Here is a 13,728-nt window from a genome sequence, read left to right on the forward strand (position 1 = left end):
TTCCAGGCGGGTCGAACTCAGGGGAATGCTACCGGAAAAGACTCTTCCAGGCACTCGCTATCAAGTTTTGCGGCAACCTTCCGATACCCAACAGGTATGCCGTAAATGTGTATGTCGGTATTTTTGTTGCACAAGCCAGGGGAGCCTCCCGTGCGCCAGCGTTATTTAGCTTTGCTCAGTGTGTTTGCCAGCCTTCCTGCGATGGCGCTCACTTTCCAGACTCGTCTGGAGAGCATCGAGTGGACGGTCGAAGGTGACAAGTTCGAGTGCCGCCTGACTCAACCGATCACTGATTTCGGTGCAGGTGAGTTCGTGCGTCGCGCCGGCGAGCAGGCGACATTTCGTCTGAAGGCCTACAACTCGATGGTCGGTGGTGGTTCCGCGACCTTGCTGGCGGCGGCGGCACCCTGGCAGCCGGGGCGGGGCGACATCAACCTGGGGTCGGTGCGAGTCGGCAATGGCAACGTGCTGTTCAACAGTTCGCAGGTTCAGGCCGGGCGCCTGATCAGCGGGTTGATGGATGGTCGCAGTCCGGTGGTTCGACACTATTCGAGTGACGGTCGGGTGTCTGAAGTTCGTCTGTTACCAGTCAAATTCAGCAAGGCCTACGGCGACTACCAAGGGTGCGTGGCCAAGCTGCTGCCGCAGAATTTCGAGCAAGTGAAGCAATCCGAAGTCGGTTTTCCGGGGGAGGGTATCGATCTCGACGCCAGGGCCAAGGCCCAGTTGCAGGTCATGCTCGAATTCATCAAAGCCGATCCGACGGTCAACCACATTGAACTCGACGGCCATTCTGATAACAGTGGCAACCGCCTGACCAACCGTGAACTGTCACGACGCAGGGCGCTGGCCGTGATGGACTTCTTCAAGGCCAACGGTATTCAGGAATCGCAGATCACTATGCGTTTTCACGGTGAGCGCTATCCGCTGGCGCCGAACAACAACGCCGCCAATCGGGCGAAGAACCGCCGGGTTGCCGTACGACTTGAGCGAGTAGCGCCGACCGAAAAGCCGGCGCCTCAAGCCACTGCCTCCGCGAGCAGCGCGACGACCTCCTGAAGCGGCTGAAATCGTCGCTCACTCGACATAATCTGTCGCTTCGTCGTCATAAGCTGTCGCGCCTCTGTAAATTATCCTGCATGAGCGGTAGACTTGACGGCTTTCCGTAGAACCCCGTGGAGTGATGGCATGGCGGACGTAAACAAGGTCGTTCTGGCGTATTCCGGCGGCCTGGACACTTCGGTGATCCTCAAGTGGCTGCAGGATACTTATAACTGTGAAGTAGTGACCTTCACCGCTGACCTGGGTCAGGGCGAAGAGGTCGAACCGGCCCGCGCCAAGGCACAGGCCATGGGCGTAAAAGAAATCTACATCGACGATCTGCGCGAAGAATTCGTGCGTGATTTCGTGTTCCCGATGTTCCGCGCCAACACCGTTTACGAAGGCGAGTACCTGCTGGGTACTTCCATCGCTCGTCCGTTGATCGCCAAACGCCTGATCGAAATCGCCAACGAAACCGGCGCTGACGCCATTTCCCACGGCGCGACCGGCAAGGGTAACGACCAGGTTCGTTTCGAACTGGGTGCCTACGCCTTGAAGCCAGGCGTAAAAGTGATCGCTCCATGGCGCGAGTGGGACCTGCTGTCCCGTGAGAAGCTGATGGATTATGCCGAGAAGCACGCGATCCCGATCGAGCGTCACGGCAAGAAAAAATCCCCGTACTCGATGGATGCCAACCTGCTGCACATCTCCTATGAAGGCGGCGTGCTGGAAGACACCTGGACCGAGCACGAAGAAGACATGTGGCGCTGGACCGTCTCCCCGGAGAACGCTCCTGACAAACCGCAATACCTGGAACTGACCTATCGCAACGGCGACATCGTCGCACTGGACGGCGTCGAAATGACCCCGGCCACCGTGCTGGCGACCTTGAACCGTATCGGTGGCGAACACGGTATCGGCCGTCTGGACATCGTCGAAAACCGCTACGTCGGCATGAAGTCCCGTGGCTGCTACGAAACCCCCGGCGGCACCATCATGCTGCGCGCTCACCGTGCGATCGAATCGATCACCCTGGACCGCGAAGTGGCTCACCTCAAAGACGAGCTGATGCCTAAATACGCCAGCCTGATCTACACCGGTTACTGGTGGAGCCCTGAGCGTCTGATGCTGCAACAGATGATCGATGCTTCCCAGGCCCACGTGAACGGCGTAGTGCGCCTGAAGCTGTACAAGGGCAACGTGATCGTCACCGGCCGCAAGTCCGACGAGTCGTTGTTCGACGCCAACATCGCGACCTTCGAGGAAGATGGCGGCGCCTACAACCAGGCCGATGCGGCGGGCTTCATCAAGCTCAACGCCTTGCGCATGCGCATTGCGGCGAACAAAGGCCGGAAGCTTTTCTGAGACCTTTGAGTCGGTAATGAAGTCGTGGCCTTGTCGTTGACGAGGCCACAACTCTGAAAAGGGGCTGTTGCATACTGCGGTCCACTTTCTTCCTGTATCTGCAAACCGTTCCTTCTGCTTCCTGTCTTTGATCTCACTTCAAGGACTGCCTTCTGCTGCATCACACCTAGCCCACAATTGTCACGCCGCGTGAGTTCAAGTTGTAAGAAATACAGAACGTTGCGCTGTTGCGTTTCTTCATTTGTTTCCAGTGTTTGAGCGCGTTTTCCTTCAGCAAGATCTCCGAATCGGCGCACGTGAGAAATACGATCACTTGTGCAGGGTTATCCGCAGGCTGCCGGATACTCTCCATCAGGGCGCTGAACGCCATTTTTTTGTTTATACCCCGTGCATCGATGATGTGCAGATCCTCCGGGGGGGCAGGCAAGTGCACGTGGTGTTGGGTCGAGCTTTCAGGCGCTACCCTGGAAATGCTGTTTGCTGAATGATCAGCGTTGTCCATGACTCTTATGAAATGTTTCCCCTTCTCAAAATCGGACGGTGCGTAAAGCGATCGATAGTTGAAGTTGAGTGTAACAAAGAAAAGAAAAAGCAAATAAAAGGGAAAACTTATCAGGAACCAGATATAGAGCTCTCTTTCCTCATTGGCGAGGAAGGGGAGGGATACAGCGGCTGATGTTTCAGACAGTGCTGCAAACATTGCAATGATTGTCATGGGGTTGGAGATTCTTTTTTTGAGTTTTATCATGTTTTTTGCTCATGAGTTATTTTCTTTTTCTCGGTTTGTTTATGGGTATTCAGTTTAGGGCGGCTAATGTATGAGGTTGTCTGCTGTTATGTTGCACTCCTTTTTTGTTGAGCGGTTGAGGTTGTTATAATAGCTGTAATGTTCTTGGCGCGGGTATAGTTGTTTGTAGGTTCTAAAGTTGCATGAGGTTGTTTTGTTGCTGGTGTGTTGCTGTGTGTAAGCTTGCGGAAGAAATGGACAATGCTCGTTACTTTTAAGTGTAGGCTCAATAGTCGAGGTAGATAAGATTACTGGCGTCGAGCCCAGTTCTTGTGTTTTTCTGGTTGTGAATTGATACAAAGAAACTGCCGGTGCGCGGAACAGCCTCTGGCCAGTAAAATCTCTGGCTCATTGTGTGCAATGATTTTTTGTAGGAATAATCCGTGTTGTTTGTAGGTGATGTCTCTCGGTGCGAGTGGCCGAGGGGGACGGCATGCCATGGGTGAAACGACTAGGCTATGGTGCGGGCTCTAAAAATTCGAACAGCGAAAATTGGACTTGCCCATGAATAAAGTGCTGATCGTGGATGATCACCCCGTCATTCGTCTTGCGGTACGTATGCTGATGGAGCGTCATGGCTACGAAGTCATTGCAGAAACAGATAATGGCGTCGACGCATTACAACTTGCCCGTGAACTTATGCCGGATATTGTTATCCTGGATATTGGAATACCGAAGCTGGACGGGCTGGAAGTTATCGCGCGCCTGACATCGATGGCGATGCCTCTTAAAGTACTGATATTGACGTCCCAGGCGCCAGGGCACTTTTCCATGCGTTGTATGCAATCGGGTGCTGCCGGATATGTTTGTAAACAACAGGATCTCACTGAATTGCTCAGTGCAATAAAAGCCGTGCTGTCAGGCTACAGTTACTTTCCCAATCAGGCTCTGCATACTGTGCGTTCCAGTCTTGGGAACGCCAGTGAGGCCGACATGGTGGATCGTCTATCTGGGCGGGAAATGATGGTTTTGCAACAGTTAGCCCGAGGAAAGACCAACAAAGAGATCGCCGATGGAATGTTTCTCAGCAATAAAACCGTCAGTACTTACAAGACTCGTCTGTTGTTAAAACTCAATGCTCGCTCACTGGTCGACCTGATCGAATTGGCTCAACGCAATGGCCTGGTATGAGGATGTCAGTGTTTGAGGAAGCGTGATAAACGGGCGTTTACCAAGGATCGGCACTTAGTAAAAAGCCTCCGTTTCGGGAGGCTTTTAGGTGTCATAGGTCAAAATCGTAATCGGCCAATTGCTTTTGCAGTCGGCGCTCCTCCAGCAGGTTGTCTATGGTGCGGCGTTTGCTCAGGTTGGTCTTCGCCACTTCCACCACCGGTTCTGCGTCATCGGCATCAACGGGGGTGAAGTCGTCTTCTACGTCCAATTGCTCTTTGCCAGTGCTCATAAGGTTAACTCCAGGCTAAGACTGCCTTTGGCGCTCCTTATATCGACAATTTCCCGGCGGGTAAAAAAGATTTTTTCAATCGGTCAATCAAAAAACCTAATGATGCCTCAATCGTCGGAGGTCTTTTGCTTGTATTCGCAGAGGTCTTCGATCCGGCAACTGCCACAACGCGGCTTGCGGGCCAGGCAAACGTAGCGTCCATGGAGAATCAGCCAGTGATGGGCGTCGAGCAGATACTCCTTCGGCACGAATTTCATCAGTTTCTGCTCCACCTCGACCACATTCTTGCCAGGAGCAATGCCGGTACGATTGCTGACCCGGAAAATGTGGGTGTCCACGGCCATGGTCAGCTGACGAAATGCGGTATTGAGCACCACGTTGGCGGTTTTGCGACCGACGCCGGGCAGTGCCTCCAGCGCCTCGCGGGTCTGTGGTACTTCACCGCCATGGCGCTCTACCAGCAAGCGACAGGTTTCGATCACGTTTTTCGCTTTGCTGTTGAACAAGCCGATGGTCTTGATGTACTCCGACAGCCCTTCGACGCCCAAGGCATGAATCGCCGCCGGCGTATTGGCTACCGGGAACAGCTTGGCGGTGGCCTTGTTGACGCCGACATCGGTCGACTGTGCCGAGAGAATTACGGCAATCAGCAATTCGAACGGCGAGGAATAGGCCAGTTCAGTCTTCGGTTCAGGGTTGTCTTCGTGAAACCTGCGGAAAATTTCCAGGCGTTTTGCGGCATTCATGGGCGATGCGTTTCCTCGAAGGCTTTCAATGTGAGGCAGCCTGGCGAGTCCAGGCTTGATATGCGGCGATCAGCAGTCCCAGCAGAATAAACCCGCCAGGGGCCAGCGTGGCCAGATGCAGGCCTCCATCGGCGATCAGGATCCAGCCTGACCAGTCCGCTTGTGCAGCTCCGGCCAGCCAGGGCAGATGACTGCCGAGTGTACCGTTGCCGATGAACTCGCGCAGCAGGCCCAGGCTCACCATCAAGGCGCCGAACAGGCCACACAGACGCAGGCGATCACGCCATGTGCCCTGGAAAAAACCGTTGTGTTCCAGCACGACGCATTGCAAGGCGATCAATCCTGTATAGAAACCCAAATGCTGGTGCCATTGAAGCGACCAGGCCTGTATGGCGAGTTCCGCGCAACTGGTCAGCGTGGCCGCCAGCAGGAGGCTAGCGAGCAAATGTGTGGGCGGCATCAATCGCGAGCGCAAGGCGCCCATGCCCATACCATAAGCACTGAGCACCAGGGCGAACATCAGCCACAGGCCCAGGGCCGTTACCAGTGAGTCAGTGATGCCGATCAAAGGCGTAAGCATCAGTGAGTTCTGCAGGGTCGATGACTTATTCATGGGCGCTGCTCCCGATTAGCGGTTGCCGATGTTCATCGAAGTAGCGCAACGCATCATGGGTGGCATTGATCACTGCTCTTGAGGTGATGGTCGCGCCCGCGATTTGATCAAATTGTCCCTGGTCCTTCTTCAACGACCAGCCATTGTCGCCGGGTTCCGTCAGAGACTTGCCGGTAAACACCTCAAGCCAGGCATTGGGCCAGTCGGCGAGCTTGCCGCCCAGCCCCGGGGTTTCCGATTGCTTGAGGGTTTTGACGCCCAGCAGCTTGCCATTGGGATCGATGGCGATCAGCAAGTCGATGGCGCCCGCATAGCCCAGGGTCTGGCTGCGCAGCAACACGGCACTCGGTTGGCCGGCGCTGGATGCCAGGAAGCCACCCAGCAGCGTGCTGTTGGCCAGGCGCATGCTTTCGAGGCTGAGGGGATGTTCCAGGGGCTGATTGTCGTAGCTGTCGGGTGGTAGCAGATCCAGTAACTGACGGCTGTCGATCAGGCGTTGTTCGGCGGCGATGCGCGCGGCGCTGGTGTGCTGCACGAGGTAAGTCGCACCCATCCCCAGGCCTGCCAGCATTACCAGAGCCACAACGCTCGTCGCTCGGTTCATGGGGTAACTTGCTCCTGCCTGGACGCGGCAAACCGCTCCAGCGCCGGTACACAGAGGTTCATCAGCAGGACTGCAAAGGCCACTCCGTCCGGATACCCGCCCCAGGTACGAATCAGGTAAGTCAGCAATCCCACGCCTGCGCCGAACAACAATCGGGCGGTGGGGCTTTTCGCACCGGATACCGGTTCGGTCACGATGAAGAAGGCTCCCAGCATGCTCGCGCCGGTGAGTAGATGAAACAGGGGCGAGCCATGGGAGTCGGAGCCCGTACCGTTCCAGCACAACAGGCTGATGATGAACAGGCTGGACAGCATGCCGACCGGCGCATGCCAGCTGAACACCCGTCGTTGCAGCAGAAATGCACCACCTGCCAGAAACGCCAGGTTGACCCATTCCACGCCTCGACCGCCAAAATGGCCGAATGCCGGGTTGCCGGCGAACAGTTCGTCCATGGTCAGGCTTTTGTTGATTCGCAGACTGTCCAGCGCCGTGGCCCGGGCCCAGGCATCTGGCGTCTGGTCGAGGCTGAAGCCGAATACTCGCTGCAGGCCATCGAGCAAGCCCAGGCCATGGGGCTGCGGCCAATGGGTCATTGATTGGGGAAACGTCACCAGGACCAGAGCGAAACCAAGCATCGCCGGGTTGAACGGATTCTTGCCGACGCCACCGTACAGATGCTTGCCGAAGAACAGTCCGAACGCAGCAGCGCTGACCGTCAGCCACCACGGGCAGTAAGGCGGCAAGGCCAGTGCCAACAGGGTTGCACTGACCAGCGCACTGCCGTCGCTCAACGTTGGTTTTACCGGTTGTTTGCGCAACTGCAACACCGCCGCTTCAACGGCCAGCGCGGCCGCCGCCGTCAGAATCAGGTTGATCAACACGCCCCAGCCATACAACCAGAACAACATCAGCATCCCCGGCACGGTGGCCAGCAATACCAGCTTCATGGCCTGCTGAAGGCGCTCGTCCACCGATTCATGGGTTGGCATAGGCGTCCACCTGACGTTCGGCTTCGCTGAGCGCGAGTTCCAGCGCTGCAATCTGTTCGGCCGGCGCTTCGCTTGTTTGAGCTTTCTTCAGTTCGGCGCGACGCATGGCCAACTGGATCTTCGCCCGTTTCAGCTCGGCATCTTTCGCTGGGGGAGGAGGGGCAGAGATCTGCGGTGCAGCGCTTTCCAGTTGCAGGAGCGCCTGTTCGGCGGCTTCAAACTGTTGTTGCAACACGATCAATTGCGACTGCTGTTCGAAGGTCGGTGGATGTCCGAAGGCCTTGAGCGATTTGTTCAACTGCGCCCGACTCATCGCCAGGTCGACCTTGGCCTTTTTCAGTGCCGCATCGGCATTGGCGGCCTTCTGTGCGCGCACGCGCTCGAGCGCGGCCTGAACCGGGTCCAGAGTCGCTTCATTGTGCTGCACGGCACGTTGGGCGCGGGCCTGGCGTTCGGCGAGTTTTTGTTCCTCTTCGCGACGCAAACGGTCATTGCGCTGTTCGAAACGGCGTCGCGCGCGATTGCGCTTGGCGGCCCGGGCCTGTTGCTCCTCCAGGCTGAACGCCAGCCCACCGACTATCGGCAGCACCGTGGCCAGCGGCAATGGATGCATCTCAATGCAATCCACCGGGCAGGGCGCCACGCAGAGATCGCAACCGGTGCATTCGTCGACGATGACCGTATGCATGAATTTCGCCGCGCCGACAATCGCGTCCACCGGGCAAGCCTGAATGCATTTGGTGCAGCCGATGCATTCGGCCTCGCGGATGTAGGCGATCTGCGCCGGTGCCGAGCCGCGGCTGACGTCCAGTTCCAGCACCGGCACTTTCAGCAGTTCGGCCAGGGCCGCGATGGTTTCACTGCCGCCCGGAGGGCACTTGTTGATCGGCTCACCGCTGGCGATGCCCTCGGCGTAGGGTTTGCATCCGGGGTGGCCACACTTGCCACATTGGGTTTGTGGCAAGAGGGCATCGATGCGTTGAATCAGACTCATGTTTTGATCAGCCCGCTGAATCCGAGAAAAATCACCGCGATCAATCCGGCGCCGATCAATTCGATCGGCAGGCCGCGAAAGGGCAGGGGGACATTGTTATCGAGGGTGCGCTGGCGCAAGTCGCTGAACAGGCTCAGCACCAGCCAGAAACCCAGCCCGGCACCAAGGCTCAGGACGGTGGCGTGGAAAAACCCTTTGTTGTCCTGAGCGTTGAGCAAGGTCAGCCCAAGCACCCCGGCATTCCCCAGCAGCAAGGGCCAGAGGCCATCGAATGAAAGCTTCGCAAATAACCGGGAAAGCAGCTTCAGCAGCGGACCGATCAGCAGAACACTCAGCGGCAAGAACACGAACAGCCGCAGCGACGTCAGCCCCAACGGCGCCAGTAGCCAGTGGTAGAGCGCATAGCCGAGCAGGCCGACGATCAGCATCAGGCACGTCGTCGCGATGCCCAGCGCGTGGACCTGTTGTCGCTCGCTGCCCAGCACCGGATCGACGCCCAGCGGCCAGTGCAACACGAGGTTGTTGATCAGGGCGGCGCTGATAAGCGTAAGCAGTATCTCGGTCATGATCGTGCCGGCAAGAACAAGCCTTTGTTAAGGGGCTCTCTAAAAAGAGAGTAGGCATTATCCGGCAAGGAAGGAGGGTGGGCCAGACATGAAAATCCCACAGTCGCGCCGGGCACGACTGTGGGATCGGTTTAGCGCAGAACTTTACTTGATGCGCTGACCCGGCTTGGCGCCGCTGTCGGGGCTCAGCAGGTAGATTTCTTCGCCGCCAGGACCTGCCGCCATCACCATGCCTTCGGAGATCCCGAATTTCATTTTGCGGGGCTTGAGGTTGGCGATCATCATGGTCAGGCGACCATTGAGCTTGGACGGGTCCGGGTAGGCGCTCTTGATGCCGGAGAACACGTTGCGTTGCTCGTCACCGATGTCCAGGGTCAGGCGCAGCAGCTTGTCGGCCCCTTCCACCGCTTCGGCCTTGAGGATCAGCGCAACACGCAGGTCTACAGCGGCGAAGGTATCGAACTCGATTTCTGGCGACAGCGGATCTTTTGCCAGTTCGCCGTTGCCTTGAGGTGCGGCAGCTTCGCCAGTGTCGGTCTGGCTGGCGGTCAGGTCTTCTTTCGAGGCATCGGTCATGGCTTGCACTTTTACCGGGTCGATACGGGTCATCAACGGTTTGAACTCGTTCAGCTGATGGTTGCTGAGCAAGGTGGCGTGGTCGTTCCAGGTCAGCGGCGCGACATTCAGGAAGGCCTCGGCATCGGCGGCCAGCAATGGCAGTACCGGCTTGAGGAAAATCACCAGTTGGCGGAACAGGTTGATGCCCAAGGCGCAAATGGCCTGGACCTCATCCTGCTTGCCTTCCTGTTTGTTCAGCGACCACGGCGCCTTGTCGGCGATCCAGGCGTTGGCACGGTCGGCCAGGCCCATGATTTCGCGCATGGCCCGGGCAAAGTCGCGAGCTTCATAGGCATCGGCAATGCTTGGCGCTGCGGCCAGGAAGGCGTCGGTCAGTTCCGGTGCGGCGTTACCGGCCACCAGCACACCGCTGTTACCTTTATGGATGAAACCGGCGCAACGGCTGGCAATGTTGACGACTTTGCCGACCAGGTCGGAGTTGACCTTCTGCACGAAGTCTTCGAGGTTCAGGTCCAGGTCATCGACGCCACGGCCCAGCTTGGCGGCGTAGTAGTAGCGTAGGTATTCCGGCGACAGGTGATCCAGGTAAGTCCGCGCCTTGACGAACGTGCCGCGGGATTTGGACATCTTCTGGCCGTTGACGGTCAGGTAGCCGTGCACGTTGATGCCGCGGTCGGTTTACGGAACCCGGCGCCTTCGAGCATCGCTGGCCAGAACAGGGCGTGGAAGTTGACGATGTCCTTGCCGATGAAGTGGTACAGCTCGGCGGTTGAGTCCTTGCCCCAGAACGCGTCGAAGTCCAGCTCCGGTGTACGGTTGCACAGGTTCTTGAAGCTGGCCATGTAGCCGATCGGCGCGTCCAGCCAAACGTAGAAATACTTGCCCGGCTCGTCGGGGATTTCAAAACCGAAGTACGGCGCATCGCGGGAAATGTCCCACTGTTGCAGGCCGGCATCCAGCCATTCGGCGATCTTGTTGGCCACGGCCTCTTGCAACGTACCGCTGCGGGTCCAGGCTTGCAGCATTTCCTGGAAGTCCGGCAGCTTGAAGAAGAAGTGCTGGGAATCCTTGAGCACCGGCGTGGCGCCGGAAATCGCCGACTTCGGATCCTTGAGGTCGGTCGGCGCGTAGGTTGCACCGCATTTTTCGCAGTTGTCGCCGTACTGGTCTTCGGTGCCGCATTTCGGGCAGGTGCCCTTGATGAAGCGGTCGGCCAGGAACATTTTCTTTTCCGGGTCGAAGTACTGCGTGATCGAGCGCGTGGCGATGTGCCCGGCGTCGCGCAGCTTCAGGTAGATCTGGCTCGACAGCTCACGGTTTTCTTCGGCGTGAGTGGAGTGGAAGTTGTCGAAGTCCACCAGGAACTCGGCAAAGTCGGCGCTGTGTTCAGCCTGGACGTTGGCGATCAGTTGTTCCGGGGTAATGCCTTCCTTTTCCGCGCGCAGCATGATGGCCGAACCGTGGGCGTCGTCGGCGCAGACATAAATGCATTGATTGCCGCGATGCTTCTGGAAGCGCACCCACATATCGGTCTGGATGTACTCCAGCATATGGCCGAGGTGGATCGAACCATTGGCATAGGGCAGGGCGCTGGTAACGAGGATCTTGCGTGGCTCGGACATGGGGCTCGGCTACTTGATGAAACGGAGGTCGGCCACTATAAAGCGCCGGCGCAGATTTTTCACCCTTCGGGCCTGTTTCCGGATGCATCGACCCTGAAAAAAGTGGTGATGAGTTTGCTGGGTGCAAGAGGGCTTTTGTGGCGAGGGCGCTTGCTCCCGCTGGGTGGCGAAGCCGCCCCAACCCCTGCAACCCGGTTCCGACAGAAGGATTGCATCAACTTGATTACGACTGCTGCGCAGCCGAGCGGGAGCAAGCTCCCTCGCCACAGGGATATGTTTGCCACAAATCATCGTGGGGCATGCCGTCTATGATGTAGAACGGTTAGGATACCCGCCTGATTTTCCAGTCTTGCTATCGGAGTTGCCCATGAGCGCCGTCAATCGCGCAGCGGTGGAAGCCGTCCTTCGCCAGTACACCGATCCTTACCTGAACCAGGACCCGGTCAGCGCCGGGTGTGTGCGCAGCATCGATATTCAGGGCGATCGCGTCAGTGTCCAGCTAGAGCTGGGTTACGCCGCCGGTCTGTTCAAGAGTGGCTGGGCGCAGTTGCTGCAACTGGCCATCGAGGGCCTGGACGGCGTGGTCACTGCCCGCGTCGAGATCACCAGTGTGATCGCCGCGCACAAGGCCCAGGCGCAGATTCCAGGGCTGGCCAACGTCAAGAACGTCGTGGCCGTGGCATCCGGCAAGGGCGGCGTGGGCAAGTCCACCACGGCCGCCAACCTGGCCCTGGCGCTGGCCCGTGAAGGCGCCAAAGTCGGGATTCTCGACGCGGACATCTACGGTCCGAGCCAGGGCATCATGTTTGGCATCCCTGAAGGCACCCGCCCAAAGGTCAAGGATCAGAAGTGGTTCATTCCGATCGAGTCCCATGGCGTCGAAGTGATGTCCATGGCCTTCCTGACCGACGACAACACGCCGATGGTCTGGCGCGGGCCGATGGTGTCCGGTGCGCTGTTGCAACTGGTCACGCAAACGGCCTGGGGCGATCTGGATTACCTGGTCATCGACATGCCGCCAGGCACCGGTGACATCCAGCTGACCCTGGCGCAGAAAGTCCCGGTGGCTGGTGCCGTGATCGTGACCACCCCGCAGGATCTGGCATTGCTGGATGCGCGCAAGGGTGTGGAGATGTTCCGCAAGGTCAACATCCCGGTGCTGGGTGTGGTCGAGAACATGGCCGTGCACATCTGCTCCAACTGCGGGCATGCCGAGCATCTGTTCGGTGAGGGCGGCGGTGTGAAGCTGGCCAATCAGTACGGCGTTGAGCTGTTGGCTTCGTTGCCACTGTCGATGCTGATCCGCGAACAGGCCGATGGCGGCAAGCCAACGGTGATCGCCGAGCCTGACAGCCAGATTGCGATGGTTTACCAGGAGCTGGCCCGCCATGTCGGCGCGCGGATTGTGTTGCAGGAAGCTGCGACGCCGGCGATGCCGAACATCACTGTCAGCGACGATTAAATCGCTGAAAAGAGATCGCAGCCTCGCTTCGCTCGACAGCTCCTACAGGTGTAAGCCAATCCATGTAGGAGCTGTCGAGCGAAGCGAGGCTGCGATCTTTTGATCTTGCTTTAGATGCGCAACCCGCCATCCAATTCGAGAATCCGGCCGGTGTAGTAGTCGTTCTCGAAAATGTAGGCCACCGACTGGGCGATCTCTTCGGGTTTGCCCATGCGCTTGAGCGGAATCCCGGAAGTCATCTTTTCCAGCGCTTCGGGCTTCATGCTCAGGGTCATTTCGGTTTCAATGAAGCCCGGCGCAATACCTGCCACGCGAATCCCGTAGCGCGCCAGTTCCTTGGCCCAGGTCACGGTCGCCGCAGCGACACCGGCCTTGGCGGCGGAGTAGTTGGTCTGGCCGACGTTGCCAGCGCGCGAGATCGACGAGATATTGATGATCGCGCCGCTGTTTTGCAGCTCGATCATTTTTGCCGCGACTTCACGGGTGCACAGGAACACACCGGTCAGATTGACGTCGATGACCGCCTGCCATTGGGCCAGGCTCATCTTGGTCATTTCGCCGTCCTTGACCTTCAGCAGCAGGCCATCGCGCAAAATGCCGGCGTTGTTGATCAAACCATGGATCGCGCCGAAGTCGTCGGCTACCTGGGTGACCATGTGGGTCACTTGCTCTTCATCGGCGACGTTACACAGGTAGGCGCGGGCCTCGACACCCTTGGCTTTGCAAACCGCGACAGTGGCGTCGAGTTTTTCCTGGTTCAGGTCCACCAGCGCCAGCTTCGCGCCTTTGCCGGCTAAATACTCGGCCATGGAACGACCTAAACCCTGGCACCCGCCGGTGATAATGATTACTTTGTCAGTGAGTTGCATTCGCATAGCCCCATAGCAGTTCCGAGTGGTTTTCCTTCTATTCTAGAGGGTCTCTCGATCTGAGCCTGATGTGGCCTGGCTGCACATGA

At 58.0% G+C, this 13,728-nt stretch carries 13 protein-coding genes and 1 pseudogene; 4 read left to right on the plus strand and 10 right to left on the minus strand.

All coding sequences use genetic code 11. From position 1 onward, the window contains the following. Nucleotides 1–150: 150 nt before the first annotated feature. Both ACZ9BB_RS01535 and ACZ9BB_RS01540 read left to right on the plus strand, forming a co-directional pair. Nucleotides 151–1,059: a flagellar protein MotY gene (locus ACZ9BB_RS01535; RefSeq protein WP_476212246.1), complete on the plus strand. Its 909-nt coding sequence runs from the start codon at nt 151–153 to the stop codon at nt 1,057–1,059. 129 nt (nt 1,060–1,188) lie between these two features. Beyond that, on the plus strand, nt 1,189–2,406 hold the full coding sequence (locus tag ACZ9BB_RS01540) for an argininosuccinate synthase (RefSeq protein WP_007938916.1): 1,218 nt from the start codon (nt 1,189–1,191) through the stop codon (nt 2,404–2,406). 166 nt (nt 2,407–2,572) lie between these two features. On the opposite strand, the gene ACZ9BB_RS01545 is transcribed toward ACZ9BB_RS01540, so the two are convergent. Then, nucleotides 2,573–3,154 carry a hypothetical protein gene (locus ACZ9BB_RS01545; RefSeq protein WP_476212247.1) on the minus strand — a complete coding sequence of 194 codons (582 nt, stop codon included), beginning with the start codon at nt 3,152–3,154 and terminating at the stop codon, nt 2,573–2,575. Between the two features lie 543 nt (nt 3,155–3,697). On the opposite strand from ACZ9BB_RS01545, the gene ACZ9BB_RS01550 reads away from it, so the two are divergent. Next, complete coding sequence (locus ACZ9BB_RS01550) at nt 3,698–4,324, plus strand: response regulator (protein ID WP_476212248.1); 627 nt, start codon at nt 3,698–3,700, stop codon at nt 4,322–4,324. Nucleotides 4,325–4,415: 91 nt separating this feature from the next. Here the strand turns inward: ACZ9BB_RS01550 and ACZ9BB_RS01555 are convergent, their stop codons facing one another. The 8 genes and pseudogenes from ACZ9BB_RS01555 to metG all read right to left on the minus strand — a co-directional run bounded on the left by ACZ9BB_RS01555 (nt 4,416) and on the right by metG (nt 11,308). After that, nucleotides 4,416–4,595 (minus strand): PA3496 family putative envelope integrity protein, encoded by a 180-nt coding sequence (locus ACZ9BB_RS01555; protein WP_476212249.1) that lies wholly within the window; start codon nt 4,593–4,595, stop codon nt 4,416–4,418. A gap of 107 nt (nt 4,596–4,702) precedes the next feature. Then, the gene (nth, locus tag ACZ9BB_RS01560) at nt 4,703–5,341 is read right to left on the minus strand and encodes an endonuclease III (RefSeq protein WP_007938911.1); all 639 of its coding nucleotides are present in this window, start codon (nt 5,339–5,341) and stop codon (nt 4,703–4,705) included. Between the two features lie 25 nt (nt 5,342–5,366). Next, nucleotides 5,367–5,954 (minus strand): Rnf-Nqr domain containing protein, encoded by a 588-nt coding sequence (locus ACZ9BB_RS01565; protein ID WP_476212250.1) that lies wholly within the window; start codon nt 5,952–5,954, stop codon nt 5,367–5,369. Next, on the minus strand, nt 5,947–6,558 hold the full coding sequence (locus tag ACZ9BB_RS01570) for an RnfABCDGE type electron transport complex subunit G (protein WP_476212251.1): 612 nt from the start codon (nt 6,556–6,558) through the stop codon (nt 5,947–5,949). Before ACZ9BB_RS01570 ends, ACZ9BB_RS01565 begins: the two co-directional genes overlap by 8 nt. Beyond that, entirely contained in the window at nt 6,555–7,547 is a 993-nt protein-coding gene (locus tag ACZ9BB_RS01575) for an RnfABCDGE type electron transport complex subunit D (protein ID WP_476212252.1), read from the minus strand. The genes ACZ9BB_RS01570 and ACZ9BB_RS01575 overlap by 4 nt, the downstream gene beginning before the upstream one ends. Further along, the gene (gene rsxB / locus ACZ9BB_RS01580; protein WP_476212253.1) at nt 7,534–8,541 is read right to left on the minus strand and encodes an electron transport complex subunit RsxB; all 1,008 of its coding nucleotides are present in this window, start codon (nt 8,539–8,541) and stop codon (nt 7,534–7,536) included. The genes ACZ9BB_RS01575 and rsxB overlap by 14 nt, the downstream gene beginning before the upstream one ends. Continuing rightward, nucleotides 8,538–9,107 (minus strand): electron transport complex protein RnfA, encoded by a 570-nt coding sequence (locus ACZ9BB_RS01585; RefSeq protein ID WP_476212254.1) that lies wholly within the window; start codon nt 9,105–9,107, stop codon nt 8,538–8,540. The genes rsxB and ACZ9BB_RS01585 overlap by 4 nt, the downstream gene beginning before the upstream one ends. A gap of 144 nt (nt 9,108–9,251) precedes the next feature. Beyond that, nucleotides 9,252–11,308 (minus strand): annotated as a pseudogene (gene metG / locus ACZ9BB_RS01590) (methionine--tRNA ligase). 367 nt (nt 11,309–11,675) lie between these two features. Here metG and apbC point away from each other — a divergent pair. Next, nucleotides 11,676–12,770 (plus strand): iron-sulfur cluster carrier protein ApbC, encoded by a 1,095-nt coding sequence (gene apbC, locus ACZ9BB_RS01595; protein WP_008069516.1) that lies wholly within the window; start codon nt 11,676–11,678, stop codon nt 12,768–12,770. 110 nt (nt 12,771–12,880) lie between these two features. Here apbC and ACZ9BB_RS01600 read toward each other — a convergent pair whose 3' ends face one another. Next, the gene (locus ACZ9BB_RS01600) at nt 12,881–13,639 is read right to left on the minus strand and encodes an SDR family oxidoreductase (protein WP_476212255.1); all 759 of its coding nucleotides are present in this window, start codon (nt 13,637–13,639) and stop codon (nt 12,881–12,883) included. Between the last annotated feature and the right edge of the window lie 89 nt (nt 13,640–13,728).

Source organism: Pseudomonas sp. TE3552, assembly GCF_056278945.1.